Origin of the sequence: Deinococcus alpinitundrae, assembly GCF_009982895.1 — a bacterium.
GTDB lineage: Bacteria > Deinococcota > Deinococci > Deinococcales > Deinococcaceae > Deinococcus > Deinococcus alpinitundrae.
This window is the reverse complement of sequence record NZ_WXZL01000002.1, coordinates 40,858-67,259: the sequence shown is the minus strand read 5'-3', so window position 1 is coordinate 67,259 and position 26,402 is coordinate 40,858. Positions and strand designations below refer to the sequence as shown.

General features: G+C 65.6%; 22 protein-coding genes. 16 read left to right on the top strand and 6 right to left on the bottom strand.

What is annotated here, in order from left to right; all coding sequences use genetic code 11:
- The first annotated feature begins 94 nt into the window (after nucleotides 1-94).
- The 5 genes from GUI70_RS02035 (at nucleotide 95) to galK (ending at nucleotide 6,168) form a co-directional block, all read left to right on the top strand.
- Nucleotides 95-952: a carbohydrate ABC transporter permease gene (locus GUI70_RS02035; protein ID WP_161880632.1), complete on the top strand. Its 858-nt coding sequence runs from the start codon at nucleotides 95-97 to the stop codon at nucleotides 950-952.
- On the top strand, nucleotides 949-1,857 hold the full coding sequence (locus GUI70_RS02030) for a carbohydrate ABC transporter permease (protein ID WP_161880631.1): 909 nt from the start codon (nucleotides 949-951) through the stop codon (nucleotides 1,855-1,857). The genes GUI70_RS02035 and GUI70_RS02030 overlap by 4 nt, the downstream gene beginning before the upstream one ends.
- Before the next feature lie 123 nt (nucleotides 1,858-1,980).
- Nucleotides 1,981-3,960, top strand: a complete 1,980-nt coding sequence (locus GUI70_RS02025; protein WP_161880630.1) for a beta-galactosidase — start codon at nucleotides 1,981-1,983, stop codon at nucleotides 3,958-3,960.
- A 28-nt stretch (nucleotides 3,961-3,988) separates the two neighbouring features.
- Nucleotides 3,989-5,122 carry a galactose-1-phosphate uridylyltransferase gene (gene galT / locus GUI70_RS02020; RefSeq protein WP_161880629.1) on the top strand — a complete coding sequence of 378 codons (1,134 nt, stop codon included), beginning with the start codon at nucleotides 3,989-3,991 and terminating at the stop codon, nucleotides 5,120-5,122.
- Complete coding sequence (galK, locus tag GUI70_RS02015; protein ID WP_237724645.1) at nucleotides 5,119-6,168, top strand: galactokinase; 1,050 nt, start codon at nucleotides 5,119-5,121, stop codon at nucleotides 6,166-6,168. The genes galT and galK overlap by 4 nt, the downstream gene beginning before the upstream one ends.
- Nucleotides 6,169-6,295: 127 nt before the next feature.
- Here the strand turns inward: galK and GUI70_RS02010 are convergent, their stop codons facing one another.
- From GUI70_RS02010 to GUI70_RS02000, 3 genes are read right to left on the bottom strand one after another with little or no spacing between them, the layout of a single operon-like run.
- Entirely contained in the window at nucleotides 6,296-7,357 is a 1,062-nt protein-coding gene (locus GUI70_RS02010; protein WP_161880628.1) for a phosphotransferase family protein, read from the bottom strand.
- The gene (locus GUI70_RS02005) at nucleotides 7,354-8,151 is read right to left on the bottom strand and encodes an SDR family NAD(P)-dependent oxidoreductase (RefSeq protein ID WP_161880627.1); all 798 of its coding nucleotides are present in this window, start codon (nucleotides 8,149-8,151) and stop codon (nucleotides 7,354-7,356) included. Before GUI70_RS02005 ends, GUI70_RS02010 begins: the two co-directional genes overlap by 4 nt.
- On the bottom strand, nucleotides 8,141-9,412 hold the full coding sequence (locus GUI70_RS02000; RefSeq protein ID WP_161880626.1) for an acyl-CoA dehydrogenase family protein: 1,272 nt from the start codon (nucleotides 9,410-9,412) through the stop codon (nucleotides 8,141-8,143). Before GUI70_RS02000 ends, GUI70_RS02005 begins: the two co-directional genes overlap by 11 nt.
- A gap of 85 nt (nucleotides 9,413-9,497) precedes the next feature.
- On the opposite strand from GUI70_RS02000, the gene GUI70_RS01995 reads away from it, so the two are divergent.
- The 7 genes from GUI70_RS01995 to GUI70_RS01965 are packed head-to-tail and all read left to right on the top strand — an operon-like array spanning nucleotide 9,498 to nucleotide 15,578.
- A complete protein-coding gene (locus GUI70_RS01995) occupies nucleotides 9,498-10,277 on the top strand; it encodes a FadR/GntR family transcriptional regulator (protein WP_161880625.1) in 780 nt (259 codons plus the stop codon).
- A gap of 10 nt (nucleotides 10,278-10,287) precedes the next feature.
- Nucleotides 10,288-11,079 (top strand): enoyl-CoA hydratase-related protein, encoded by a 792-nt coding sequence (locus tag GUI70_RS01990; RefSeq protein WP_161880624.1) that lies wholly within the window; start codon nucleotides 10,288-10,290, stop codon nucleotides 11,077-11,079.
- A gap of 29 nt (nucleotides 11,080-11,108) precedes the next feature.
- Nucleotides 11,109-12,083, top strand: a complete 975-nt coding sequence (locus GUI70_RS01985) for a proline racemase family protein (protein ID WP_202630371.1) — start codon at nucleotides 11,109-11,111, stop codon at nucleotides 12,081-12,083.
- Nucleotides 12,076-13,185 carry an NAD(P)/FAD-dependent oxidoreductase gene (locus GUI70_RS01980; protein WP_161880623.1) on the top strand — a complete coding sequence of 370 codons (1,110 nt, stop codon included), beginning with the start codon at nucleotides 12,076-12,078 and terminating at the stop codon, nucleotides 13,183-13,185. Before GUI70_RS01985 ends, GUI70_RS01980 begins: the two co-directional genes overlap by 8 nt.
- Nucleotides 13,178-13,420, top strand: a complete 243-nt coding sequence (locus GUI70_RS01975; protein ID WP_161880622.1) for a (2Fe-2S)-binding protein — start codon at nucleotides 13,178-13,180, stop codon at nucleotides 13,418-13,420. Before GUI70_RS01980 ends, GUI70_RS01975 begins: the two co-directional genes overlap by 8 nt.
- A complete protein-coding gene (locus GUI70_RS01970) occupies nucleotides 13,417-14,673 on the top strand; it encodes an NAD(P)/FAD-dependent oxidoreductase (protein ID WP_161880621.1) in 1,257 nt (418 codons plus the stop codon). Before GUI70_RS01975 ends, GUI70_RS01970 begins: the two co-directional genes overlap by 4 nt.
- Nucleotides 14,674-14,675: 2 nt before the next feature.
- Entirely contained in the window at nucleotides 14,676-15,578 is a 903-nt protein-coding gene (locus GUI70_RS01965; protein ID WP_161880620.1) for a dihydrodipicolinate synthase family protein, read from the top strand.
- A 9-nt stretch (nucleotides 15,579-15,587) separates the two neighbouring features.
- Here the strand turns inward: GUI70_RS01965 and pgi are convergent, their stop codons facing one another.
- Nucleotides 15,588-17,234 carry a glucose-6-phosphate isomerase gene (pgi, locus tag GUI70_RS01960; RefSeq protein ID WP_161880619.1) on the bottom strand — a complete coding sequence of 549 codons (1,647 nt, stop codon included), beginning with the start codon at nucleotides 17,232-17,234 and terminating at the stop codon, nucleotides 15,588-15,590.
- A 170-nt stretch (nucleotides 17,235-17,404) separates the two neighbouring features.
- On the opposite strand from pgi, the gene GUI70_RS01955 reads away from it, so the two are divergent.
- Nucleotides 17,405-18,073 carry an ERF family protein gene (locus GUI70_RS01955; RefSeq protein ID WP_161880618.1) on the top strand — a complete coding sequence of 223 codons (669 nt, stop codon included), beginning with the start codon at nucleotides 17,405-17,407 and terminating at the stop codon, nucleotides 18,071-18,073.
- 2 nt (nucleotides 18,074-18,075) lie between these two features.
- On the opposite strand, the gene GUI70_RS01950 is transcribed toward GUI70_RS01955, so the two are convergent.
- The gene (locus tag GUI70_RS01950; RefSeq protein WP_161880617.1) at nucleotides 18,076-19,137 is read right to left on the bottom strand and encodes an LLM class flavin-dependent oxidoreductase; all 1,062 of its coding nucleotides are present in this window, start codon (nucleotides 19,135-19,137) and stop codon (nucleotides 18,076-18,078) included.
- 128 nt (nucleotides 19,138-19,265) lie between these two features.
- Here GUI70_RS01950 and GUI70_RS01945 point away from each other — a divergent pair, with 128 nt between their 5' ends.
- The 3 genes from GUI70_RS01945 (at nucleotide 19,266) to GUI70_RS01935 (ending at nucleotide 24,404) form a co-directional block, all read left to right on the top strand.
- Nucleotides 19,266-20,279, top strand: coding sequence for an MBL fold metallo-hydrolase (locus GUI70_RS01945; protein WP_161880616.1), 1,014 nt, complete (start codon nucleotides 19,266-19,268; stop codon nucleotides 20,277-20,279).
- Between the two features lie 477 nt (nucleotides 20,280-20,756).
- On the top strand, nucleotides 20,757-22,523 hold the full coding sequence (locus tag GUI70_RS01940) for an AfsR/SARP family transcriptional regulator (RefSeq protein ID WP_237724644.1): 1,767 nt from the start codon (nucleotides 20,757-20,759) through the stop codon (nucleotides 22,521-22,523).
- A 186-nt stretch (nucleotides 22,524-22,709) separates the two neighbouring features.
- Complete coding sequence (locus GUI70_RS01935) at nucleotides 22,710-24,404, top strand: glycoside hydrolase family 13 protein (RefSeq protein ID WP_161880614.1); 1,695 nt, start codon at nucleotides 22,710-22,712, stop codon at nucleotides 24,402-24,404.
- Between the two features lie 56 nt (nucleotides 24,405-24,460).
- On the opposite strand, the gene GUI70_RS01930 is transcribed toward GUI70_RS01935, so the two are convergent.
- Entirely contained in the window at nucleotides 24,461-26,362 is a 1,902-nt protein-coding gene (locus GUI70_RS01930) for an amylo-alpha-1,6-glucosidase (protein ID WP_161880613.1), read from the bottom strand.
- Between the last annotated feature and the right edge of the window lie 40 nt (nucleotides 26,363-26,402).

The window sequence follows — 26,402 nt, the reverse complement described above, 5'->3', positions numbered from 1 at the left end:
CAGCGCGCGGTTCGTCAGGAGCCGAAAGCAGGAGGGGCGCGAACGTTGCATCCCTCCCGTTTCATTTGCAGCGCCGATAAAAGGAGGTGCATTGATGCGCAATCGAGCGACGCCCTGGTTTTTTCTGACCCCCTTTCTGCTGGCGTTCACGGCCTTTTTCATCACCCCGGTGGGTTACGCCCTGTACCTGAGCCTCTTTATCAAGAAGCGCAGCGGGTTCGGCCCGGCCAAGAACGTCTTCGGCGGGCTGACCAACTATGTGCGGGCCTTTCAGGACTCCGATTTTCTGCACTCGCTGCTCAACATCCTGCTGTTTCTGGTGATTCAGGTCCCGCTGATGCTCCTGGTCGCCACCACCCTGGCGCTGATTCTCGACAGCGTGAAAAACGGCTTCGCGCAGCGCTTTTTCCGCACCGCCTTTTACCTGCCCTACACCGTGCCGGGCGTGATTGCAGGCCTGTTGTGGGGCTACCTCTATTCCAAGAACCTCTCGCCCTTAAATCAGATCACCGGCCTCAAAACCGATTTTCTCAGCAGTGGGATTTTGCTTTTCAGTATCGGCAATATCGTCACCTGGACCTGGACCGGCTACAACATGATCACCCTCTACGCCGCGCTGCAAAACGTGCCGCCGGACATCTACGAGGCCGCCCGCATCGACGGCGCGAGCAACTGGAACGTGACCCGCTATGTGAAGTTGCCGCTGCTGCGCCCGGCGCTGACCCTCACGGGCATCTTCTCGGTGATCGGCACCATGCAGATCTTCTCCGAGCCGTTCGTGTTGCGGCCTCTCGGGTACGTGCCCGACAACATCACGCCCAATACCTACCTTTATCTGGCGGTGGCCCGTGACGGCAACTTTGGCTACGGTGCGGCGCTAGCCATCGTGATGGCGCTGTTTACCTTTATTCTCAGCGGCTTTTTCCTGAGAAACGTCCGGGGAGAAGCATGACCGCTACGCAAGGATTTCAGGAAGCCAAAATCAGCACCGCGCCGACCCGGCAAAAGCCCCGCCGTGAGGGCTTTTCGCTGCTGCAATTCGCTTTGCTGCTGCTGTTTTGCGTCTACAGCCTGCTGCCGCTGTGGTGGGTCATCACCACCATGACCAAAGACAACAGCCAGCTGTATTCCACTTTCGGGCTGTGGTTTTCCTCGCCCAGCCATTTCGTCGACAATCTCCGGACGCTGTTTACCCGCGACGACGGTATTTTTGTCCGCTGGCTGATCAATTCCATCATCTACGCCGGAGCCTCTGCGGTGGGCAGTATGCTCTTTGCGGCGATGGGTGGTTACGCTTTTTCCAAGTTCAACTTTCGGGGCCGCGATTCCCTGTTCAACGCGATCCTGGCCACCATCATGGTGCCGAGCACGGCGCTGGCGCTGCCCATTTTCCTGCTGATGCAAAACATCGGCCTGATCAACACCTATTGGGCCGTCATCCTACCAGGACTGGTCAACCCGTTCGGCCTGTACTTGATGCGCCTGTTCTGGGACGCCGGTTTCCCGACGGAGCTGATGGACGCCGCCCGCGTGGACGGCGCGTCGGAGAGCAAAATTTTCTGGCAACTCGGGTTGCCGCTGGTCAGCGGTGGCCTGGTCACGGTGGCACTGTTCTCGTTTGTCGGCGCTTGGAACAACTTTTTCTTGCCGCTGGTCGTGGTCAACAAAGACACCCTCTTTCCGCTGACGCTGGGTCTGTCGGTCTGGAACCAGACCAGTGTCAGCAGCGGCCAGGACCCGATCTACACGGTGATCGTGCTGGGCGCACTCATCAGCATCCTGCCGCTGATCATCGCCTTCCTGAGCCTGGGCCGCTACTGGCAGGGTGGGCTGGCCAGCGGAGCAGTCAAGGGCTAAAACCGTTTCGCGCTCCTTCCCGGCCCTTCCTCTTCACTCCCCTCTTCGGGAAGGGAGGAGGGGCAACCACTGGCGCTTCTCTCATGCCTCTGCATCCTCCAGCCTCCACCCCACAAGGACTTCATGACCGATTATCTTCAGCTGGCCACCTGCGATTACCCCGAGCACGTTCCGTCAGACCGCCCCGCCGTATATGCCAAGCAGCAGCGCGAACTGGGCCTGACCTATGTGCGGCTGGCCGAGTTCGCCTGGAGCCGGATGGAGCCGCGCCCCGGCGAATTCGAGTGGGCGTGGCTGGACGAAGCGGTTGACGCCTACGCGGCGGGCGGCATGAAGGTGGTGCTGTGTACGCCCACCCCCACGCCGCCCGCCTGGCTGATTCGCGCCCATCCCGAAATCCTGCCCTACGACGATCAGGGCCGGGTGCGCGAGTTCGGATCGCGGCGGCATTACGATTTCGCCTCGCCGATTTACCGCGAGCATTCCCAGCGCATCACGCGGGCGATGGCCGAGCGCTACGGCCAGCACGCGGCGGTGGTCGGCTGGCAGACCGACAACGAGTGGGCCCAGGGCGATACGGGGCGCAGTTATGGCGGGGCCAGTGCAGCGGCCTTTCCCGGCTGGCTGGAGAGCCGATACGGCACGCTGGACGCGCTCAATCTGGCCTGGGGCAACGTCTTCTGGAGCATGGAGTACACCGACTGGGCGCAGGTCAAGCCGCCCATCCTGACGGTCATCGAGCCGAATCCGTCGCACGTGCTGGACTACTACCGTTTCTGCTCGTCGCTGATCGCCTCGTTTCAGGCCGAACAGGTCGCCATTCTGCGCGAGCTGTCGCCGGGGCGCTTCATCACCCACAATTTCATGATCTTCGAGAGCAGTTTCGACCATTACGAGGTGGCCAAAGGCCTGGACTTCGTCTCATGGGACAACTACCCCACCGGCATGCTGGAATTCTTCGCGCCCAGCGGTCAGGGAGACGACGTGAAAACCCACTTCGCCCGCACCGGCCACCCGGACCTGATCGGCTTCAACCACGACCTCTACCGGGGGCTGCTGAGGGGTCAGGGCAGTCTGGGGCGGCAGGGTGAAGGCACGCCCAGCGGCCCCTGGGTCATGGAGCAGCAGTGCGGGCAGGTCAACTGGGCACCCTTCAATCCGCTGCCAGCACGCGGCGCGGTGCAACTCTGGACTGCGCAGGCCTGGGCGCACGGCATCGACGTGGTGAGCTATTTCCGCTGGCGGGCGGCGACCATGGCCCAGGAGGTCATGCACTCGGGCCTGCTGCGCCACGACGAGACGCCGGACCGGGGTCACGCCGAGGTGGAGGCGCTCAATCTGGCGCTGTTTCCGCTCGGGGAGGTCAGGGCCAGCGTCGCCCTGCTACACGATTACGAGAGCTTGTGGATCTACGACGCCCAGAAGCACAGCTCCTCGATGAGCTACTGGACGCAGACGGTGACGTACTACATGGCCCTGCGCTCACTGGGGCTGGACGTGGACATCCTGCACCCCGACGCCGACCTGAGCGGCTACGCGGTGGTGGTCGCCCCCGCGTTGACGCTGGTGACGAAGGCCTGGGCGCAGAAGTTCGCGGCGCTCTCGGAGGGCGGTACCAAGCTGGTCTTCGGCCCGCGGACCGCCTTTCGCACGCCTGGCGGCGAGACCTGGGCCGAGGGGCAGTTCGGCCCCCTGAGCGAGTTGATCGGCGCGAAGCTGCTGCAATACGACTCGCTGCGCCCCGGCCTGATCCAGAACGTCAGGTACGGTGAGAGCACCTTCGCGGCCACCGGCTGGGCCGAGAGTTACCGGCTGGAAGGCGCGAAGGCCGTCGCCTCCTATGTGGGCGGCCCGCAGGACGGCCAGGCGGCGGTAATCCGCAGAGGCAACGTGACGGTCATCGGCGCTCACCAGCAGGAACTGATCGGCACGGTGCTGAGCGAACTGCTGATGAATGCCGGGATTCAGGTGGACTCGCTGCCGGAAGGCGTGCGCCTCAGCCGCCGCGCCGGGCGCACCCTGCTGCAAAACTGGAATCCGCAGGCCGTCAAATGGCAGGGGCAAACGCTCGCGCCGGTCAGCTTTCAGGTGCTGAACCAGTGATTCAGGCGTGTACACTCAAAAGGTACCCATGACCAATTCCTCCACGAGCGATTCTCCCGGCACCCTCCCCTATTTTGCCCAGGACTTCACCAAGCCCGATGGCCGCGCCCTGACCTTGTATGGCCTCGCTCCGATTGAGCTGAGTTCCGACGTGCCCAGCCCCAGCGACGAGCCGGTGGATGCCCGCCCAGAAATGCGCTGGCACCCTTTGCGCGCCGAGTGGGTGATGTACGCCGCGCACCGCCTGAACCGCACCTTCTTGCCGCCGCCGGAGTACAACCCGCTGGCTCCCACCTCTGACCCGGCCCACCCCACCGAGTTGCCGCGCGGCCACTACGACATGGCGGTGTTCGACAACCGCTTTCCTAGCCTGAGTTTGTCGGCTCCGCAACCGCAGGCCGTGCCCGGCACCGACACCCGCCCCGGCACCGGCAAGTGCGAGGTGGTGGTGTTCAGCCAGGACGCTTCCGGCACGCTGGGCGGGCTGCCCGCCGAGCAAATCGAGCTGCTGCTGAACGTCTGGGCCGACCGCACCACCCGGCTGGAAGCGGGCGGCGTCATCAAAAGCGTGCTGGCCTTCGAGAACCGGGGGGTGGAAGTCGGCGTCACCCTGCATCACCCGCACGGCCAACTCTACGCCTACGACCACATTCCGCCGGTGCAGGCGCGGATGCTGGAGAGCGCCCAGGCGTACCTGAATGATATGGACCGCCCCTGGCTGCCGGACTTCGTGGCCGCTGAGCGGGAAGCTGGGCTGCGGGTCATTCTGGACGGGGGCGCGGCCCTCAGCGTGGTGCCGCCGTTTGCCCGCTACACCTACGAGACCTGGGTGCTGCCCACGCGGGCTGCCGGCAAACTCTCCGATTTGAGTGCCGACGAGACGAGCGCCTTCGCCCGCGTCCTCAAGGACGCCTTGATGCGGCTTGACGCCCTGTTTGGGGTGCGGATGCCGTACCTGCTGACGCTGCACCAGGCCCCGCTGGACGGCGACTACCCCGAATTTCCGCTGCACATCGAGCTCTACCCGTATCTCAGGGCACCCGGCAAGCTCAAGTACCTGGCCGGAACCGAGCAGGGCGGCGGCGAGTTTGCCAACGACAATTTCCCCGAGAAGGCCGCCGAGGGCCTGCGGGCCGTCAGCATGGCGGTGGAGCAGCCGTGAGAGCGCCCGAAACTTACGCCTCGGTGTTCGGCAGCGAGCCGGAAGTGGTGGCCTCTGCGCCGGGGCGGGTCAATCTGCTGGGTGAGCATACCGATTACCAGGGCGGCTTCGTGCTGCCGATCGCCATCCCGCAGCGGGCCACCGTCAGCCTGGGGCGCAACGGCACCGATCAGCACCAGCTCCGGAGCGCCAACCTCGACCACAGCCTCCAGGTGGCGGTAGGTGAAACCGGCGAGAGCTTCGCGCCGTACCTGACCGGCTGCTTCGAGCTGAGCGGCGTCAAGGAGGGCCTCAACGCCTTCGTTTCCAGCACGGTGCCCAGCGGCGGCCTGAGCAGCAGCGCGGCCTTAGAGGTGGCGACCCTGCGGGCGCTGCGCGAGCTGTACGGTCTGGCGCTGGACGACGTGGCGCTGGCGCTGAGGGGCGTGCAGGTCGAGCACGAATTCGTCGGCGTGATGTGCGGCGTGATGGACCAGATGGCCTCCAGCCTGGCCGACACCAAGACCCTGCTGCTGATCGACACCCGAAGCCTGGAGCGCCGGGCCGTGCCACTGCCGCCCAACTCGGAAGTGCTGGTGCTGGACTCGGGCGTGCCGCGCAGATTGGCTGAATCCGGCTACAACGAGCGCCGCGCCCAGGTCGAGGAAGCCAGCCGCCTGCTGGGCGTGGCACAGCTGCGCGACGTGGTGAGCGTGGCCGAGCTGAGCGGGTTGCCGGAGGTGCTTCAGCGCCGCGCCCGGCACGTGGTCAGCGAGAACGCCCGCGTCTTGCAGGCCCTCGGCGCGGACGCCGCCGAGTTCGGCCAGCTGATGAACGCCTCGCACGCCAGTCTGCGCGACGATTACGAGGTGTCTCATCCGCAGGTGGACGTGCTGGTGGCGCTGCTGCAAGCCCAGCCGCAGGTCTACGGTGCACGGATGACCGGGGCGGGCTTTGGCGGCGCGGTGGTCGCGCTGATCAAGGAGGGCGCGGCGGCCCTGACGAGCGACGTGCTGTTCGATTACCGCGAGCAGACCGGCGAGCGCGGCGTCCAGGTGGTGCCCTGAAGGCAGCCTGCCACACTGCGTGAAAGGGCAAGACAGAAAGGCCGAAGCGTCCAGGGAAACTCCAGTTCCCTTTGCGCTTCGGCCCTTCGGCATGGCTGGGCTCGTTTTCGAGTGTCCTGGCCGTACGCTAGCCGCCTGCGGCCCCGATCTGCCGGGCCGCCTCCTCAATCAGCGCCTGCGCCTGCTCGCCCAGCCGGGCAAAGCGCTCGTCGCGGGTCTGCCCGGCGTGGTAGCGGGCGTAGATCTGCTGCAGGATGACGGCCAGCTTGAACACCCCCAGCACCTCGTACCAGACCAGCCCCGAGAGGTCACGCCCGGTCTGGGCGGCGTAGCGTTCCAGAAATTCGGCGCGGGTCAAAAAGCCCTGGTCGGCGGCGGGTTCGCCGATCGGCGTGCGCTGATGCTGCGGGAAGCCGCGCTGCGTCCAGTAGGCCAGCGTCAGGCCCAGATCCACCAGCGGATCGCCGATAGCGGTCATTTCCCAGTCGAGCAGCGCCACCACCTGACCGGGGTCATGCTCGGCCAGCATCAGGTTGTCGAGCTTGAAATCGTTATGGACGACGGTGTGGGCACTTTCCGGCGGCACATTCGCCAGCAGCCAGCCGGTAACGCGCTCGGACGTGGGATTGGGGTGCGTCTCGGCACGCTGCCACCTTCCAGCCCAGCCTTCCACCTGACGGCGGTTAAAGCCCTCGGGTTTGCCCAGCGCGCTCAAGCCGCTGTGCTGGATGTCCACGGTATGCAGCCGGGCCAGCGTGTCCACCAACGCTTCCGAGGCCCGCCGGGGCGCGTCCGGTAGGGCAGCGAACTCCGGCGGCAGGCTGGTGCGGATAATCACCCCGCGCCGACGCTCCATCAGGAAAAAGGGAGCGCCCAGCACGGCGGCGTCCTCGCACAAAAAGACCGGGCGCGGCGCTTCACCGAAAACCGGATGGATTTTTTCGAGCAGGTGAAACTCGCGCACCATGTCATGCGCTTTGGGCGCGACCGGCCCCAGCGGGGCGCGGCGCAGCACGTACTGGCGTTCTGCGGCCTTTACCAGATACGTCAGGTTGCTGTGGCCGCCGGGAAACTGCTCGACGGCCAGCTCGACGTCGCCCAGCAGCGGGCGCAGCACCTCGCCCAGCGCCGCCAGATTCAGCTCCTCGCCGGGCCGGATGCGGGCCGTCTCCGGAGCAGGGCCGCTCACGCCCGCTTCTCTCCCGCGCCGCTGAGATTGGCTCCTTGCAGCAAGTTCATGGCCTTGCCGCGCAGCCGCCGCATCTTGCCGATCCAGTTGTCGTAGTCCTGTGCCTTGTTCTGGAAGCTCTGGAGGGTGGTGGGGTGGGTCGTAATCAGGAATTTTTCCTGTTGCAACGCTTCCAATACGGCCTCCACCAGCACGTCGGTGGTCACCGCAGTCTGCTGAAGGAGCGGAGCGTTCTGAATCATCGGGGTCCAGACACCCTCCGGACACAGGCACGACACCTTGATACCCCGGTCGCCGTAAGTGATGGCCAGCCACTCGGCAAACGCCAGCGCCGCGTGCTTGGTCACGGCGTAGGGCGCGGAGTGCAGTTCGGTCAGCAGGCCCGCCGCCGAGGCGGTGTTGAGCAGATAGCCCTCGCCGCGTTCGAGCATTCTCGGCAGCAGGTGGCGGGCGGCCCAGACGTGGCTCATCACGTTGACGTTCTCGATAAGCCGCCACTGGCTGTCGGGCGATTCCGGCCCCGCGCCGATGGCGATGCCCGCATTCGAGCAGAACAGATCGATCTCGCCCTCGTTGGCCCAGACGTCCTCGATCAACTTCTGCACGCCGCTCTCGTGGCTGACATCGGCGGTCACGAATCTGGCGCCGGCAGCATCAGCCTCGCGCTGGCCCGCCTCAGCGTTGCGGTCTGAGGCGACGACCCGCGCGCCTTCCTTGACAAAGCGCTCGGTCAGGGCCTTGCCGATGCCGGAAGCGCTGCCGGTCACAACGACGGTTTTTCCTTTAAGCTCCATTCGCTTTCCTCCGGGTGTCCACACCCTGGCGCTTGAGTTCCATCTTCGCCACCGTTTCCAGGTGCACGATATCGGGACCATCGGCCAGCCGCAGAGTGCGGGCCTGAGCGTACATCTGCGCCAGGGGAGTATCGCCACTGACACCCGCGCCGCCGAACACCTGCATGGCCCTATCGATGACCCTGAGCGCCACATTCGGCGCGACCACCTTGATGGCGGCAATCTGCGAGCGGGCGGCCTTGTTGCCCACCGTATCCATCATGTGGGCGGCTTGCAAGGTCAGCAGCCGGGCCTGATCGATCTCGATGCGGCTCTCGGCGATCAGCTCGTGGACGTGCTGGTGGGCGGCCAGCGCCTTCCCGAAGGCCACCCGCGCCGCCGCGCGCGCCACCATCAGTTCCAGCGCCCGCTCGGCCTGCCCGATCAGGCGCATGCAGTGGTGAATTCGGCCCGGCCCCAATCTTCCCTGGGCGATCTCGAAGCCGCGCCCCTCGCCGAGCAGCATGCTGGTGACCGGCACCCGCACGTTCTCGAAGATGACCTCGGCGTGGCCGTGCGGCGCGTCGTCGTAGCCGAAAACCGTCAGCATCCGCTTGATGGTCACGCCCTGGGCATCTAATGGCACCAGAATCATCGACTGCTGAAGGTGGCGCTCGGCGTGCGGGTCGGTCTTGCCCATGAAGATGGCAACCTTGCAGCGCGGATCGCCCGCGCCCGAGGTCCACCACTTGCGCCCGTTCAGCACGTACTCGTCGCCGTCACGGGTGATGCTCGACTCGATGTTGGTGGCATCAGAACTCGCCACATCCGGCTCGGTCATGGCGAAGCAGGAGCGAATCTCGCCTTCCAGCAGCGGCCTGAGCCACATCTGCTGCTGTTCAGGTGTGCCGTACCGGGTCAGCACTTCCATGTTGCCGGTGTCGGGCGCATTGCAATTGAAGATCTCGGGGGCCCACCAGACCCGGCCCATGATCTCGCACAGCGGCGCGTACTCGAGGTTGCTCAGGCCCGCGCCGAACTGGCCGTCGGGATCGCTTTCGCGCGGCAAGAAAAGGTTCCAGAGTCCGGCCTCACGCGCTCTCGGCTTGAGGTCTTCGATGAGCTGCACATGCTCCCAGCGGTTGCCCGCGTTGACCTGCCGGGCGAACTCGGTTTCGTTGGGGTAAATGTACTCGTCCATGAAGGCGCGCAGGCGGGTCTGCAAGTCAAGCATGCGTGGCGTGGTGCTGAACACAGCGGTCTGATCGAGTGTGCCGGTCATGTTGGCCCTCCTGGGCGGCGCAAGACGAGGTGAGCGGGTACGGGGGTTCGCTCCCAACCCTAACCTGTCTGATAGGCTGGTGCAAGTGAGCGAAGAGGGAGTGAGCGCCGATTGCCCTGCTCCCTCCAGCGCCACACCACCAGAGGACCCGATGCCCCCCCAGACCGAATCCACTGCCACCGACACCCGCGCCTTTCAGGTCAGCCGACACCTGATGGAGTTCATCCGGCACGAGCGCCTCAAGCCCGGCGACCCGGTGCCCAGCGAGATGAGCCTGAGCCGCGAGCTGAACGTCAGCCGCAGCGTGGTGCGCGAGGCCTACCGGACGCTGGCGGCCACCGGGGTCATCGACATTTCCAACGGCAAGACCCCCAAAGTCAGCCGCATCGACTCGCTGCCGGTGAGTGCCTTGATGCGCCACGCCATGTACACCGGGCAGGTAACGGCGCTGCAAATCATGGAACTGCGCTCGGCGCTGGACGTCCAGGCGGCGCGGCTCGCGGCCCGCCGCGCCGCGCCCGAAGACCTGGCGGCCCTGCAAGGCGCGCTCGACGCCATGCGGGGAGCTGGCCCCATCGGCGGCGCATACATTCGCCACGACGTGCATTTTCACGCGCTGCTGGCCGAGGCGTCGGGCAATCCGCTGATCTCGCTGCAAGTGACCGCCCTGAGCAAGGCCGCCCGCTACAGTATCCGCGCCGGGCGCAACGCCGAGCCGTCACTGCTGGGGTTCACCGCGCTGCTGGCCCGCCATCAGGTCCTGCTGGACGCGGTGCGGGCCGGTGACGAGACCGCCGCCGTGCAGGCCAGCCAGACGCACTTCGCCTCGGCAGAAGCGGCCCTGGCCTCGACCACTCCGGAGTAACCTGAACGCCATGACACCACCCAATCCCGTTTTGCTTTCCGCAACCAGAAACGCCGTCCTAACCCTCAGCCTCAACCGCCCGGAGCGCCTCAACGCCGCCAACGACGAACTGCTGTTCGCGCTGACCGGAGCGCTCAAGGCTGCCGAACTCGACAGCGCCGTGCGCGTCGTCGTCATCACCGGGGCGGGGCGCGGCTTTTGCGCCGGACAGGACCTGGGCGACGTGCAGAACCGGGAAGGCAGCACCAATTTCACCGAGCACCTGCGTCATACTTACATCCCGCTCATTCAGACGATTCGCAGCCTGAAAAAGCCGGTCATCACGGCGATCAATGGGGTGGCGGCGGGCGCTGGGGCGAGTCTGGCCCTCAGCGGCGATGTCCGGCTGTGGAGCGATCAGGCCACCCTCATCGAGGTCTTCTCCAACATCGCCCTGATTCCCGACGCGGGCAGCACCTGGTTTCTGCCCCGTCTGGTCGGCGCAGCGCGGGCCTTTGAGCTGATGGCCTTCGCCGAGAAAATTACTGCCGCAGACGGGTTGAAACTGGGCCTGTGCGAACAGGTGTTCAGCGCCGAAACCTTCGCCGATGACGTGCAGGCCTACGCCGAGCGGCTGGCGACCCGTCCACTCAATGCCCTGGCACTGACCAAGCAGGCCCTCAACTTCGCGCTGGGCAGCACACTCGACGCCGCGCTCGACAACGAAGCGGTGTTGCAACAACTCGCGGGCGACCACGCCGAGCACCAAGAAGGCGTGCGGGCGTTTGCCGAGAAGCGGAGGCCCGAGTTCGGAAAGTTCTGAGCACCTTCTTCCATGCGCTACGCTGAAGCATGGCCCCGCCCTCCAATCTGCCGCGCCTGAGCTTCGTGGATTCGCATACCGGCGGCGAGCCGACCCGCGTCATCACCGCGGGTTTTCCCCAGTTGCCCGGCGCGAATCTGACTGAGCAGAGAGCCACCTTCAGCCGCGACTTCGACCACTGGCGCAGCTTGATCAACAACGAGCCGCGCGGCCACGAGGTACTGGTCAGCGCCGTGCTGGTCGAGCCGAGAGCGCCGGACTGCGTAGCGGGCGTGATCTTTTTCAACGATGCCGGAATGCTGGGCATGTGCGGGCACGGCACCATCGGGGCCGTCGCCACGCTGGCCTACCTGGGCAAGCTCGGCCCCGGCGTTCACCGCCTGGAGACGCCTGTCGGGGTGGTCAGCGCGACGCTGCACGGAGACGGCCGGGTCAGCGTGGCGAACGTGGCGGCGCGGCGGCACCGGGCGGGCGTCACGCTGGACGTACCCGGCCTCGGCCCGGTGCGCGGCGACGTGGCCTGGGGCGGCAACTGGTTTTTCCTGGTGGACGTGGGAGAAAGGGTACTTGATCTGTCTCAGCTCGCGGCACTCGAAGACGAGACGCGCCGGATTCAGGTTGCACTCAACGGGCAGGGCGTCACCGGCGAGGGCGGCGCGCCGATCGACCACATCGAGCTGTTTGCCCACTCCAGCACCCCCGGCGTCGACGCCCGTAACTACGTGCGCTGTCCCGGCGGCGCGTATGACCGCAGTCCCTGCGGCACCGGCACCAGTGCCAAACTGGCCTGTCTGGCGGCAGACGGCCAGCTCGCGCCGGGCCAGACCTGGGTGCAGGAGAGCGTCATCGGCAGCACCTTCGAGGCGTCGTACGAACTCATCGGCGGCGAGGTGCGGCCCACCATCACCGGACGCGCCTTCATCACCGCCGAGGGGATACTGGTGGCGCAGCCGGGCGATCCCTACGCCTGGGGCATCGGCGTGAGCGCGGCCCAGGATGGCTGAACACGCCGTCGTCATCGGCGCGGGCATCGTCGGCGCAGCCTGCGCGGCCAGCCTGGCGCGGCTGGGCCACCGGGTCACGGTGATCGAGGCTGGCCCCGTCGGCGGCGGCGCGACGGCGGCGGGGATGGGGCATCTGGTCGTGATGGACGACTCGCCCGCCCAGCTCGCCCTGACCTCGCGCAGCCTGGAGTTGTGGGCCGAACTCGCACCCCGTCTGCCAGTGGCGGCAGACTACCGCACCTGCGGCACGCTGTGGGTCGCCAGCGACGCCGAGGAACTCGCTGGAATTTTGCCCAAACAGGCCGCCTACCGCACGGCGGGCCGGGCCGCCGGGGTGCTGGACGCCGCAGAACTGGCCCGCATCGAGCCGGAACTGCGCGGAGGGCTGTGCGGCGGCCTGCGCGTCCCCGGCGACGGCGTGGTCTACGCCCCGGTGGCGGCCCGCTTTCTGCTGGAACACAGCGGCGCGGCGCTGGTACGCGCCAGGGTGGTGAATCTAGCGGAGCGCAAGGTGCGGCTGGACAACGGCCAGACGCTCGCCGCCGAGTGGGTGGTGGTGGCGGGCGGCGCGGGGGCCAGCGAACTGTTGCCGGACTTGCCGCTCCGGTCGCGTCAGGGTCACCTGCTGATCACCGAGCGGGGCGGGCCGCAGGTTCGCCATCAGCTCATCGAACTCGGCTACCTCAAGAGCGCCCACGCCAGCGACGCCGATTCGGTGGCCTTCAACGTGCAGCCGCGTCCCAGCGGTCAACTGCTGATCGGCAGCAGCCGCCAGTTCGGGCGCGTCAGCAAGGAACCCGATTGGCCGCTGCTGCGCCGGATGCTGGCCCGCGCCGCCGACTACCTGCCGGGGCTGCGGCGAGCCAGCGCCCTGCGAATCTGGACGGGTCAGCGCTCCGCCACGCCCGATCACCTGCCGATCATCGGACCGCATCCGGATCGGCCCGGCATCTACCTGGCGCTGGGCCACGAGGGGCTGGGCATCACGGCGGCGCTGGGCACGGCGGAGGTGCTCGCCGCCGATTTGGGCGGCCCGGCCTCGCCGCTCTCGGCCCACGATTTCGGTCTGAGGCGCTTTGAAAGGCAGGCCGTTCATGCCTGAACTCGTGCTGACGGTGGAAGGTCAACCCCTCCGCGTTCCGGCGGGCATCAGCGTGCTGGCCGCTTTGCAGGGAGCGGCACACTGGAGCCTGCGCCGAAGTCTGAGCGGCCAGCGGCGCGGCGCGCTGTGCGGCATGGGCACGTGCTTCGAGTGCCGCGCTCGGGTGGACGGCGTGCTGGTTCGTACCTGCCTGATTCCGGTTCAACCGGGCATGACGGTGGAGCTGCTCGAATGACTGCTCTGGAAACGGACCTGCTTATCATCGGCGCGGGGCCAGCCGGACTGAGCGCGGCGCTGTCGGCAGCCCAGGGCGGCGCGGCGGTGCTGCTGGCCGATCTGGGTCCCGGCCCCGGCGGGCAGATCTGGCGCGGGGCCAAAGCAAGTGACGGCGGGGAAAGTGGGACGCTGCTGCGCGGCGTTCAGCGTCAACCCAACATCACCGCTCTCTACGGCGCACAGGTCGCCCTGAGCGAGCGGGGGCCGCAGGGAGGCCACGCCGTGCAGTTCTCCACACCGCAAGGCCCGCGCCGGGTACTGGCGCAGAAGATCATTCTGGCGTCGGGCGCCACCGAGCGCTTTCTCCCCTTTCCCGGCTGGACGTTGCCGGGGGTGGTGGGCGCGGGCGGCCTCCAGGCGATGGTCAAGAGCGGGCTGGACGTGCGGGGCGCGCGGGTCCTCGTCGCTGGGTCGGGACCGCTGCTGCTGGCGGTGGCGGCGGGGATGCGGGCGGCGGGGGCCGAGGTCGTCGGCGTGGCCGAGCAGGCCAGCCCGACCCGGCTTCTGGGCTTTGGCCTGGCAGCCCAGCGCGGCGGCAAGGTGGGCGAGGCCGCCAAGCTGCTCTGGGCGCTGCGCGGCGTGCCTTACTGGCCGGCCACCTACCCCGTCGAGGCCAGCGGCGGAGAGCGGCTTACCCAGGTCGAGCTGGGCGGTCTGACACGCCGCACCCTGGAATGCGACTGGCTGGCGGCAGGCTTCGGACTGGTGCCGGACACCCGGCTGGCCGCTTTGTTCGGCTGCGCGCTGGAGGGGGGCGCAGTGAAGGTGGGGGCCTGGCAACAGACCTCGCAGCCGGGCATCTACGCCGCTGGCGAACTCACCGGCATCGGCGGCGTGGACAAGGCCCGACTGGAAGGCTCAATGGCCGGGTACACCGCCACCGGGCAAGTCGAGCGGCTGCGCGACCTGCCGACCCAGCTGGAGCAAGCCCGCCACTTTCAGGCCAGTTTGAGCAGAAGTTTCGCGCTCAGGCCGTCCCTCCGAACGTTGCCTGCAGCCGGTACCCTGATCTGCCGCTGCGAGGACGTGCCGCACGCCGCCCTGCAAGCCTGCCCGTCCTGGACGGAAGCCAAACTCCAGACCCGCTGCGGGATGGGGACCTGTCAAGGGCGGGTGTGCGGACCCGCCGCCGAAACCCTTTACGGCTGGACGTTCACGGGCGTCCGGCCACCGCTTTTACCACTCCCCCTCGCCGACCTCCTAGGAGAATGATCATGTCAAAACTTTTTGAAGGCGTCTTTCCGGCCATCACCACTCCTTTCAACGCCGACGGCAGCGTGGATCACGCGTTCCTGCGCGAGCACGCCCAGTGGATGATGCGCTCGGGCTGCAAGGGTATGGTGCCGCTCGGCTCACTGGGCGAGGGCAACACGCTCGACCACGCCGAGAAACTGGCGGTGCTGGATACGCTGGTCGGTGCCCTCGGCGGCGCTCCGGTGGTGCCGGGCATCGCCAGCCTCAGCACCCACGGGGCCGTCAAACTGGCCCAGGACGCGCAGGCCGCCGGGTGCCAGGGGCTGATGGTGCTGCCACCGTACGTCTACTCCAGCGACTGGCGCGAGATGAAGGCGCACGTCAGTGCCGTGATCGCCGCCACCGACCTGCCGGTCATTCTCTACAACAACCCACTGGCCTACCGCACCGATTTCCTGACACCGCAGATTCTAGAACTTGCCGCCGAACATCCCAACCTGCGCGGTGTCAAAGAATCGAGCGCGGACGTGCGGCGCGTTACGGCGCTGAAGGCCACCCTGCCGCCGCAGGTCGAACTGCTGGTCGGGGTGGACGACGCCCTGGTAGAAGGCGTGCAGGCGGGCGCAACCGGCTGGATCGCGGGCCTGGTCAACGCCTTCCCCGCCGAGTCGGTAGAACTGTTCGAGCTGACGCGCGCTGGCAAACTCGAAGACGCCGCCCGGCTTTACCACTGGTTTTTGCCGCTGCTGCGCATGGACACCGTGACCAAATTCGTGCAACTGATCAAGTTCGTGCAGCAGGAAGTCGGCCACGGCAGCGCCCACGTACGCCCACCGCGCCTCGAACTCAGTGCTGAGGAAGCATCGGCAGCGCGAGAGGTGCTGCAAACGGCGCTGGACACCCGGCCCGCCAGCGCCGTCTAAGCGCCCGCCTTACTCGGCTCTGCGCCCGGCCCGGTAGCGCCGGATCAGGGCATTGGTGCTGCTGTCGTGCTGCAACTCCGGCTCGGCGGTGTCTTGCAGCTCGGGCACGATCTTCTGGGCCAGCACCTTGCCGAGTTCCACGCCCCACTGATCGAACGAATTGATGTTCCACACCGCGCCCTGCACGAACACCTTGTGCTCGTAGAGGGCGATCAAGCTGCCCAGAATGCGCGGGGTCAGCTTGTCGGCCAGAATGGTATTGGTGGGCCGGTTGCCCTCAAAGACCCGGTGCGCGACCTGCTCGGCCTTCACGCCGTCGGCCTCGACTTCCTGGCGGGTCTTGCCGAAGGCCAGCGCCTCGGTCTGGGCGAACACGTTGGCCATGAGTAAGTCGTGGTGCGGCGTCAGCGGATTGAGCGTCTGAATGAAGCCGATGAAATCGCAGGGAATCAGCTTGGTGCCCTGGTGGATCAGCTGGTAAAAGGCGTGTTGGCCGTTGGTGCCGGGCTGCCCCCAGATCACCGGGCCGGTCTGGTAGTCCACCAGGTCGCCTTCCAGCGTCACGTGCTTACCGTTGCTCTCCATATCGAGTTGCTGCAAGTAAGCGCTGAAGTGCGAGAGGTACTGGTCGTAGGGCAAGATCGCCACCGTCTGCGCGTCGAAGAAATCGTCGTACCACAGCCCAATCAATCCCAGCAGCATCGGCAGGTTCTTTTCGGGCGGTGCGGTACGGAAATGCTCGTCCATCTCGTGAAACCCGGCCAGCAGTTCGTGGAAATGCTCCGGCCCCACCGCAATCATCAGGCTCAGGCCGATGGCGCTGTCCATGCTGTAGCGCCCGCCCACCCAGTCCCAGAAGCCGAACATGTTGGCGGTGTCGATACCAAACTTGCCCACCGCCTCCGCGTTGGTGGAAACGGCCACGAAATGCCGCGCCACTGCCGCATCGTCCTTGAGCGTTTCGAGCAACCAGGCCCGCGCTGAGGTCGCGTTGGCCATCGTCTCCTGGGTGGTAAACGTCTTGCTGGAGACGATGAACAACGTTTCGGCAGGGTCGAGGCCGTGGGTTTTTTCGACCAGATCGGTGCCGTCCACATTGGAGACAAAGCGCACGGTGAGGTTGCGCTGACTGTAAAACTTCAGCCCCTCGTAGGCCATCACCGGGCCGAGGTCGGAGCCGCCAATGCCTATGTTGACGATATTTTTGATGGGCTTGCCCGTGTGGCCCAGCCAGGTTCCGGCGCGAACCTGCTCAGCGAAGGCGGCCATCCTGTCGAGCACCTCGTGGACTTCCGGCACCACATTTGTTCCGTCCACCATCACCGTGCCGCCCCTCGGCACGCGCAGGGCAGTGTGCAGCACGGCGCGGCCTTCGGTCACGTTGATCTTCTCGCCTTTGATCATGGCGTCGCGCTTCCGAGCCACACCGGTCTGCTCGGCGAGTTGCAAGAGTAGCTTCATGGTTTCGCCCGTCACGCGGTTCTTGGAGTAATCCAGAAATAGGCCCGCGCCCTCGGCGGTCAGGTGCTCGCCGCGCTGCGGGTCGGCAGCGAACAGCTCGCGCAACTGAACGTCCTTGATCTCGGTGTAGTGGCGCTCCAGGGCTTGCCAGGCGGGTTGCTGGGTCAGGCGGGGCCGTGCATCGGTCTTTGTCATGAGGCGTCCTCCGGGTCGGGGCGCAGCCAGTCAACCCGGACGCGCCCGGCCAATCGCCGTCAGCATAGCAGGGGACGGTCCGGACTGGCCTGTGACCTAGCGTTTGCTCAAGTGGGCTGCTAACATAATCAAAGTCTGATTTATGCTGAAGGACGAATCGAGGGCCAACCATGAGCAGCAGTCCAGTTCCGGTCAAGCACAGCGAGTCGCTCGCCCGCATCGGTGCGGCGCTGAGCAAAGCGCAGGCCAGCCTCAAGGTCGCCGTCAAGGGGTCCACCAACCCGCACCTGAAAACCCGCTATGCCGACCTCTCCAGTGTCTGGGCCTCCTGTCGGGCGGCGCTGGCCGAGAACGACCTGAGCGTGGTGCAGCTTCCGGTCAGCGACGACCCCGGTTACGTCGCGCTGGAAACCATGCTGCTGCACAGTTCCGGCGAGTTCATCTCGGCGCGCTGCCGGGTTAGGCTACCCAAAGACGATCCACAGGGTGCCGGGTCTGGCCTGACGTACCTGCGCCGCTACGCCCTCTCTGCGGCGCTGGGCATCGTGGCCGATGAAGACGACGACGCCGAAGCGGCCAGCCAACCGCTCCTCGGCCAATCGACAGTCAGCCCACCCAGTCCACCCGCCCGGCCGCTCAGCGCCGAGGCAGCCCAGCGCCTGCACGCCCAGCTCGAAACGCTCCTCAGCGGCACGCCACACGCCCGACTCAGTTCCACAGAATACGCCGCTCAGAGCGTGGGCCGAATCATTGAGGCGTTAACCGACCTGACCACCAGGGAAGCGGGCGAGGTCTATGCAGCGGCCAGGGCAGCGCAGCGGGAAGCGCAGGCAGCTTAGCTTCAGTCCGCCGCGCTGCGCCCCTCACGCTGGGGATACAGCTGCGCGAGAAGGTCATACGACTTCTGGCGGTCTGCGGGGTCATGCATCAAGCTGCCGATCATCAGTTCGTCCGCGCCGGTCAGTTCCAGCACCCGGTCCAGCCGCGCCTTGACCGTTTGCGGGCTGCCCGCCACGAAACGCCCGCTACGGCCCATGCTGTCGATCTGGGCACGCTCGGCAGGGGTGTAGGGGTGGGCGGCGGCTTCCTCCACGCTGGCAAAGGGAGCGCTCTCACCGCGCATCAGGCGCAGGAACATCAGGCCCAGCGGCAGGGCCAGTCGCTCGGCCTCGCTGTCGCTATCGGCCACGATCACCGACTGCGCGACGATGACCTGCGGCTGTGCGAACTGCCCGGAGGGCCGGAACGCCGCGCGGTAGTGCCGGATCGACTGCGCCGCCAGCGCCAGATCGGGGTTGATGTGGGCGGCGAAAGCGAGCCCCCCGCCGATCTCGGCGGCCACCGAAGCGCCGTGACCGGAACTACTCAGCAGCCACAGCGGCGGCAGCGGCTGATCGTAGGGCGCGGCGGTAATGCTCCGGAACGGGTGGCCCGCCGGGAAGCCGCCCGCGCTCAAGTTGCCGCCGAAGGCCAGCAATTCGGCGAGTTGCGACTCGAAGTCGTCGGCTTCCAGCGCTTCACGCGACCTCCTGAGTGCCAGCGCCGTGCGGCCATCAGTGCCGGGCGCGCGCCCCAGGCCCAGGTCAATCCGGCCCGGCGCGAGGGCTTCGAGCAGCCGGAACAGCTCGGCCACCTTGAGCGGCGAGTGATTGGGCAACATGATGCCGCCCGCGCCGAGCCTCAGCGTGGTGGTGCGCTGGCTCAGCGCGGCAATCAGCAGTTCCGGAGCGCTGCTGACCAGCGACTGCATGTTGTGATGCTCGGCAATCCAGTAACGGTGATAGCCCAAGGCTTCGACATGCTGGGCCAGTGCCACAGCGTCGTTCACGGCCTGGGCACTGCTCTGCCCGGAGGGGAGCGGCACCAGATCGAGCACCGAAAGCCGGGGGGATGAGGTCGTCATGCGCTCAGTCTGCGCCGCCCGAACGCGGCAGACCGTTCACCGCACTTCATTGGGAGCGCTGGCCGGGCCGGATGCACACGGCACTGGTAACTCTGGCGCGGGCGACCCGGTGTGCTATCAAAGCAGGTATGTCTTCGGTCCTGCCCCCACCCCAGCGCCATGCCCTGTCAGACGGCACGCTGATCTACAGCTTTCCGGTGCGCGTGTTCGGCACCTTTCTGGCCAACATCTATGTGCTGCGGCGCGGCGAGTATGCGGCGCTGATCGACACCGGCAGCGGCACCGAGCAGAGCAACGCCGACCTTCTCTCTGGCTTCGCGGCTCTGAGCGAGTTCGGCGAGAAGCTGGAGTGGGCCGAGTTGTCGCGCGTCGTCATCACGCACGGCCACATCGACCATCACGGCGGCCTCGACTTCGTGCGAACATTGACGGCTGCACCCGTCGCCGTCCACGAACTCGACCACCCGGTGCTGAGCGCCTACCGCGAGCGCATCGTGCTCACCTCGCGGGCACTGCGGGCCTTTTTGCACGAGGCGGGGGTCGATACGCCGGGCGTCACCGCTTTCATGAACATGTACGGCGCGGGCAAAACACGGTTCGTCGGCGGTCCCGTCGAAACCGAGCTGCGTCACGGCGACGTTCTCGACGGCGTTTTGCGGGTCATCCACACGCCTGGGCACTGTCCGGGGCAAATCTGCCTGCGGGTGGGCGAGGTGCTGCTCAGCGCCGATCAGGTTCTCGCGCGCACCACCCCTCATCTCTCCGCCGAGAGCATCACGCCGGGCAACGGCCTCTCGCACTATCTGCACTCGCTCGACCTGCTCGACGCCGAGGAAGGCATTGCGCTCACCCTGGCCGGGCACGAGGAACCGGTTCACGATCTGCACACCCGCAGCGCGGCCATCCGCGCCTCACATATCCGCAAGATGGAGCGCATTTTAAACATCTGCGTCTCGCCCCACAGCGTGCAGGGCGTCACGGCCCAGCTCTACCCCCACGTCAGGAGTTACGACACCCTGCTGGCCCTGGAAAAAGTCGGCGCGCTGGCCGAGTACCTCAACGCCCGTGGCGAATTGCAGGTCGCCAACCTCGCCGAGATGGAGCGTGACGAACATGCCGCGCCGCTCTACCAGACCGCCTGAGCACAGGGTCAGCCGCCGTTGAAAGAGTTTTGTAAGGTATGCCGGGCTACCTTCAGACCACAAAAAAGAACCAGTGCCGGAGCGGGCACTGGGGGAATGAAAAGAGGTTGTTGTTCATTAGGTTAAATTCCGAAATCTCTGATTGCTTCAGTCATCTTGCCCTCCGGTTGGGTGTAACTTCTGGGTCGGTGTCGAAGAATTGAAATCTGAATCTGGATGCTATTAAATTCCAAAATCTCTGATTGCTTCAGTCATCTTGTCCTCCCTTTTATGTTCGGTAACCTTTTATTTTACTTTGAAAACTCTGAACGTTTTCTTACTCGCTTATAGGGTTATGCTATTCATAATTTTATGACGACCGAAGCGAGAACCCTCAGGCAAGCTTCTTCTGCCCTCGAAGTAGGGCAGTATCAGGCTGTCATCACCCTTCTGACTGGAGAACCAGAACTCACCAGAGAAGGATGGCGACTTCTTGGCATGGCCCATATCCTCAGCGGTCACTATGAGCAAGCGGAGCTTCCCCTGAGACAAAGCAGCCAGGCAGGTGACTCGGAAGGGATGGTCGAGTACGGCAACCTGCTGCGAGTCACAGGACGTTTGAGTGAGGCTAGCGCACATTTCATGGAAGTGGTACCGAGGTTATCGGGCGAACTGCTGCTGCGTGCCCAGCGGTGGTGGGGCACCGTCGAATTCATGGCTGGCCGCACAGAGATGGGATTGCAGCGTTGCGAAGCCGCCTGGCACGGGTATCTGGCGCTGGGCGACGACGAAATGATCGGGCGCATTACCCAGACGATGGCCCAGATGCATCTCTCGGTCGGGAATCTTTCCAGGGCCAGGCAACTTTACGAAGAAGCGATTCGGAGAATGCCGCTGGCTCAGCAGTCCGTCTTCCGTATTGCAGCACTGGGTGGTCTGGCCGACGTTCAAATGTCGCTGGGAGAAGTCAGAGAGGCCCGTAAAACCCTCGACGCCGCGCAGGAAGCACTTCAGTTGACGGATTCTCTCAAATCTACAGCACATATTCTTTCAGCCGAAGCTGATTACTATCATCTGACCAGGAATCAGGACAAGTATTTGGATACCCTCCTGCAACTTCAGGGGATTCTCGAAGATTTGCAGGATTTCGAGTCGTCCACCTGGACCGCCGCCCACCTCGCCGATTTCTACAGCAGGCAGGGCCGCCACAGTCAGGCGATGGAAACGCTCTTCGAAATCGCCCCGGAGGGCAAGCACCCGCTGGTCACAGCCATGCGGGGCATGCTGCTGCGCCGCCGACACCTTTATTCGGCGGCCATCGAGGCGTTTCAGATGGCCCTGGATTCGCCGCGCCTGGAATCCCGTGCACAGTTGCGAACGCTGCTGCATCTGGCTGATGCCCAGGCCAAGAACGGCGATCCGGAAGGGTCGGGCGTCTCACTCAAGCTGGCGATGGAAGGGCTGCTCTCCGCCCGCGACCTGATTCTCTTCTCGCCGGACCTTCAGGAACTGGCTGATCTGGTACAGCACGCCCTGCTCGATCCGGAACTCTCGCCCTACATGGAAGTGCTACTCGACAAGTTCGACGTGTTGCTGGGCCGTGACAGTGTGCCCAGCGACAGCGTGCTGCACCTCAAAGTTCAGACCATGGGCCGCGCGGCCATCTTCAGGGAGGGCGAGGAAATCAAGTTCAGCTTGCAGGGCAGCGTGCTGACGCTGGCGTATCTGGCGCTGCACCCCGGCTGCACCCGCCGCGAACTGGAAACGACCCTCTACCCTGACCGGGAAGGTAAGACGGCGGGCGACTACTTCCGGGCGGTCTTCCGTGAGCTGCGGGTCAAGCTCGGCCAGCAGGTTCTGTGGATGGACGGCAGCCCCAAAGCGCCGCGCTACCGTCTGGGACCGGGGGTGCACCTCGACCTCGACCTCGAACATCTGCGCGAGGCCCTGTCGAAAGGCGACACGGCGCGGGCGCTCTCGCTTTACCGGGGGCCATTTCTGCCGGATTCCAAGCTGGAAAGCGAATGGGTGGACACGACCCGCGAAGAGCTGCGCGCGGATCTGGCCGCCGAGCTGAAGTCGAAATTGCAGCAGGCGCGCGATAACGGCGATCTGCGCCGCGCCCTGCTGCTGGCCAATCAGTACCTCAAGATCGACCCGGAAGACCTGGACATGCTCGAGGCGCGGGTGGCGGTGGCCCGGCAGGTGGCCTCACCGCAAGACCTGGCGCGCTACGTGGTGGACTTGCAACGTCAGCTAAGCTGAAGCGCTGCGCCGCAAAACCTCGGTTGGGGGTAAGGTGTGATTGTCGAATACTTCACAAACTCACCTAAGGCTGGAGTAGGCGGAGTCTCGCTACCGTGCTGAACGAATGAGGAGTGGCTGAAGGTCAGCTTAGCAGATTCTGGCGGCGGGCAGGCCAGGCTCGGGGCAAGTTGTATGATGCCCGCCATGACGTCTTCCCCGCTCTCTCCGGCGGCCCGGCCCTGGTTTCAGGACGCTGTGGTTTACCAGATCTATCCGCGTAGCTTTCAGGACTCGGACGGCGACGGCGTGGGCGATCTGCGCGGCGTCATTTTGCGGCTAGATTACTTGGCCCGGCTGGGCGTGGACGTGATCTGGCTCTCGCCGATCTTCGCCTCGCCCAACGACGATAACGGCTACGACATCTCGGATTACCGCGCCGTCATGACCGAGTTCGGCACGATGGCCGACTTCGACGAACTGCTGGCCGAGGCGCATAAGCATGGGCTGAAGATCATGCTCGATCTGGTGGTCAACCACTCCAGTGATGAGCACGCCTGGTTCGTGGAGGCCCGCGAGAACCCGCAGTCGGACAAGCGCGATTACTACATCTGGAAGCCGCCGGTCGCAGGAGATATGCCGACCCACTGGCAGGCGTTCTTCGGCGGCCCGGTCTGGCAGCTCGACGAGGCGTCCGGCGAGTATTACCTGCACCTGTTCAGCGTCAAGCAGCCGGACCTCAACTGGGAAAACCCCAAGCTGCGCGGTGAGGTCTACGACCTGATGCGCTTCTGGTGTAACAAGGGCATCGACGGCTTCCGGATGGACGTCATAAACCTGATTTCCAAAGACCAGCAGTATCCGGAGGGCGAGCCGATTCCCGGCACGGCGCTGACCTCCGGCTACCCGCATTTCATGAACGGCCCGCGCGTCCACGAGTTCTTGCAGGAGATGAACCGCGAGGTGCTCAGCCGCTACGATCTGATGACGGTGGGCGAAACACCTGGCGCGAGCGTGGACGACGCTGTGCGCTACTCGGACCCCAGCCGCCACGAACTGAACATGGTGTTTCAGTTCGAGCACGTGGGCCTGGGCAGCGGCGAGCGTGGCAAGTGGACCAATGCACCCTGGACCCTGCCGGAACTCAAGGCGATTCTCAGCCGCTGGCAAACCGGCCTGCACAACCGGGGCTGGAACAGTCTCTACTGGGACAACCATGACCAGCCGCGCGCGGTGTCACGCTTCGGCAACGATGGCGAATTCCGGGTGCAGAGCGCCAAGATGCTGGCAACCGTGCTGCACTTCATGCAGGGCACACCGTATATCTATCAGGGCGAGGAATTCGGCATGACCAACGTGGCCTTTGAGCGCATTGGGCAGTACAACGACCTGGAAACGCTGCACGCCGCCGAGGAACTACACGAGCTGCACAACTGGAGCCAGGAGCGCGTGATGGCCGCCGTTCACGCCATGAGCCGCGACAACGCGCGCACCCCGGTGCAGTGGGACGCTTCCCCGAACGCCGGATTCACGACCGGCAAGCCCTGGCTCGAAGTCAACCCCAATTACCCTCAAATTAATGCCGAAGCGGCCGAGGCCGATCCCGACTCGGTGTGGCACCACTACCGCCGCACCATCGCTCTTCGCAAATCGCTGGACGTGGTGCGGGAAGGCAGTTACGAGCTTCTCGACGCCGAGCATCCGAGCGTGTTCGCCTATATTCGGGACGATGGCAAAACCCGTTTGCTGGTCATCGGCCACTTTTCCAGCGATACGGAGCGCTACCATCTGCCCGCCGACTTCGTGGGCGGTGAGGTGCTGAGCAGCAATTACCCGGCAACGGAACCCGCAGAGACCCTGATGCTGCAGCCGTATCAGGGTCTGGTGATCCGGGCGCGCTGAGACCAAGCCGGAAGGGAGAGCAGGACTGGGCCCCGCTCCCCCTCGGCACGACCCGTTCAGGTCGAGAGTTCGGCCCAGGGCTGATCGAGCGTTACCGTGTCCAGCAGGTGCGAGAGCGCCAGCGGAATGGCCGCGTCCCAGCCCTGCGGGTGGCAGGCGGCGGGGTAAGGCACCGGCACGTCTTCGTTGCCGCGTCGCTCAAACCCAGCCAGCAGTTCGCTGAGGCGCAGATCACTGGCGGCGCGGGCCACATCGAAGAGGGCACGGGCGACCTGCTGGGCTTCCCGGTTCAGGCCGTAGCGGGCCAGGCCGAGCGCGGCGGCAGCGGTGTCGTGCGGCCAGACACTGCCGTTGTGATACGACACCGGGTTGTAGCGGATCTCACCCTCGCCCAGCGTGCGAATGCCCCAACCGCTCCAGAGCTGCTCACCCAGGGCGGTGGCCGCCACCTGAGGGGCGAACTCCGGCGGAATGATGCCGGTCCAGAGGGTGTGGGCCGGGTTGCTGACCAGCACCCGCAGTGGGCGTTTGTCGCCGTTGAGACCATGAACGTAGTAGTTGCGCTCCGGCCACCAGAAGGCCGCCTGAAAGCGTTCACGCAGCTCAGAGGCCCGACACTCCCACTCCTCGGCCCGCTGGGCTTCACCAAGCTGGCGGTACAGGCCCGCCGCCGCCCAGTAGGCCGCGTAGGCGTAGCCCTGCACCTCGATGACCGCCACATGGCCACTGACGTCCACGCCCTCCTCCGTGAAGGTACTGTCTCCGCTGTCCTTCCAGACGGCGTTGGTGATGCCATCGGGGTCGGGGGTGTATTCGATGAAGCCGTCCTGATCGGGGTCGCCGTCGGTCAGCAGCCAGTTAAGGGCCGCTTCCCAATTCGGACGCAGCTCACTGGCCAGTTCGGGGGCCTGGGCGCTGAGTTCGCCGACCAACCACACGAACAGCGGCGTGGCGTCGGCGCTGGCATAGTAGGGGCGGTGCGGGGTGCGGCCCGTGCGGGTCAGTTCGCCCACCCGCTCCTCGTGCAGAATCTTACCGGGTTCTTCGAGCGTCACCGGGTCGTACTTCTGGCCCTGTCTGGCTGCCAGATAGCGCGCCACCGCCGCCGCCATCTGCGGCAGATGATCCTTGACCATCAAGGCGATGATCAAGCTGTCACGGCCAAAGGGAGCCACGAACCAGGGCAGGCCCGCCGCCGGAAACGGTCCCTGGGGCGTGTGAAAGGTCAGGCTTCGCAGGTCCTGCACGCTGCGTTCGAGCACCTGCTGGTCGAGCGGGTGGCTGAGTTGGGGGTGGCTGGATTGTGCCTGTGCCAGGTTGCCCCCCAGGGCGTCATACTCGGCGGCCAGGGCGTCGGGGTCGCCGTGAACAGGCGTTTCGTCGCCTTGCAGCAAAAACACGCTGACGGTGATGTGGGTTTCGGGTTCAGTCAGGTTCCAGGTCAAGCGCTCACCGTCCCACCCGGCGGGCGGCGACACCTGAACGAGCGCCCGACTTTGCACACCGTCGAGAGCCGTGTAGCGGAACTCGACACCGCCCTCGACCGTCTGGCTGATCACCTGGCGCTGACCGATCCCACCCGGCCAGCCGCGCACCTCGAACATGTCGGCAAAGTCACCGCCGAGGTCGAGGGTAATCTCACGCGGGCCGTCTTCGAGGTAGCGGGTGACCACTAGGCGGTCGCGCACCTCGCTGGCCGTCACCGTCAGGTCACGAGCGATGCCCACTTTCATGGTATAGCCCACGTTAGCGTTGGCGCTGTGCTCGCGCAGCCAGAAGGGATAGCGCTGGTGCTGCACCAGCGCCTGGGGGCGCTCGCCGCCGAGCCGCCACTCGTAGCGGCTGAGAAACCGGGTGTCGCGGCGATACATCCCGCTCTCGCCCTCGGCTACGGCGTAGTGCCCGTCGCCCACCAGATAGAGATCGTTTTCTTTGAGAACAGTGCGGGTACTCAGCATGAGAAATCCTTGGGAGTCAGGAGATACGAGACAACTGGAA

Coding starts and splice junctions, on each gene's coding strand:
- GUI70_RS01950 (WP_161880617.1), bottom strand. CDS start 19,137: ATGACGACCTCATCCCCCCGGCTTTCGGTGCTCGATCTGGTGCCGCTC.
- GUI70_RS01970 (WP_161880621.1), top strand. CDS start 13,417: ATGACTGCTCTGGAAACGGACCTGCTTATCATCGGCGCGGGGCCAGCC.
- GUI70_RS01985 (WP_202630371.1), top strand. CDS start 11,109: ATGGCCCCGCCCTCCAATCTGCCGCGCCTGAGCTTCGTGGATTCGCAT.
- galT (WP_161880629.1), top strand. CDS start 3,989: ATGACCAATTCCTCCACGAGCGATTCTCCCGGCACCCTCCCCTATTTT.
- GUI70_RS01980 (WP_161880623.1), top strand. CDS start 12,076: ATGGCTGAACACGCCGTCGTCATCGGCGCGGGCATCGTCGGCGCAGCC.
- GUI70_RS02030 (WP_161880631.1), top strand. CDS start 949: ATGACCGCTACGCAAGGATTTCAGGAAGCCAAAATCAGCACCGCGCCG.
- GUI70_RS01975 (WP_161880622.1), top strand. CDS start 13,178: ATGCCTGAACTCGTGCTGACGGTGGAAGGTCAACCCCTCCGCGTTCCG.
- pgi (WP_161880619.1), bottom strand. CDS start 17,234: ATGACAAAGACCGATGCACGGCCCCGCCTGACCCAGCAACCCGCCTGG.
- GUI70_RS02025 (WP_161880630.1), top strand. CDS start 1,981: ATGACCGATTATCTTCAGCTGGCCACCTGCGATTACCCCGAGCACGTT.
- GUI70_RS01940 (WP_237724644.1), top strand. CDS start 20,757: ATGGCCCATATCCTCAGCGGTCACTATGAGCAAGCGGAGCTTCCCCTG.
- GUI70_RS01930 (WP_161880613.1), bottom strand. CDS start 26,362: ATGCTGAGTACCCGCACTGTTCTCAAAGAAAACGATCTCTATCTGGTG.
- GUI70_RS01965 (WP_161880620.1), top strand. CDS start 14,676: ATGTCAAAACTTTTTGAAGGCGTCTTTCCGGCCATCACCACTCCTTTC.
- GUI70_RS01945 (WP_161880616.1), top strand. CDS start 19,266: ATGTCTTCGGTCCTGCCCCCACCCCAGCGCCATGCCCTGTCAGACGGC.
- GUI70_RS01955 (WP_161880618.1), top strand. CDS start 17,405: ATGAGCAGCAGTCCAGTTCCGGTCAAGCACAGCGAGTCGCTCGCCCGC.
- GUI70_RS01935 (WP_161880614.1), top strand. CDS start 22,710: ATGACGTCTTCCCCGCTCTCTCCGGCGGCCCGGCCCTGGTTTCAGGAC.
- GUI70_RS02035 (WP_161880632.1), top strand. CDS start 95: ATGCGCAATCGAGCGACGCCCTGGTTTTTTCTGACCCCCTTTCTGCTG.
- GUI70_RS02005 (WP_161880627.1), bottom strand. CDS start 8,151: ATGGAGCTTAAAGGAAAAACCGTCGTTGTGACCGGCAGCGCTTCCGGC.
- GUI70_RS01990 (WP_161880624.1), top strand. CDS start 10,288: ATGACACCACCCAATCCCGTTTTGCTTTCCGCAACCAGAAACGCCGTC.
- GUI70_RS02000 (WP_161880626.1), bottom strand. CDS start 9,412: ATGACCGGCACACTCGATCAGACCGCTGTGTTCAGCACCACGCCACGC.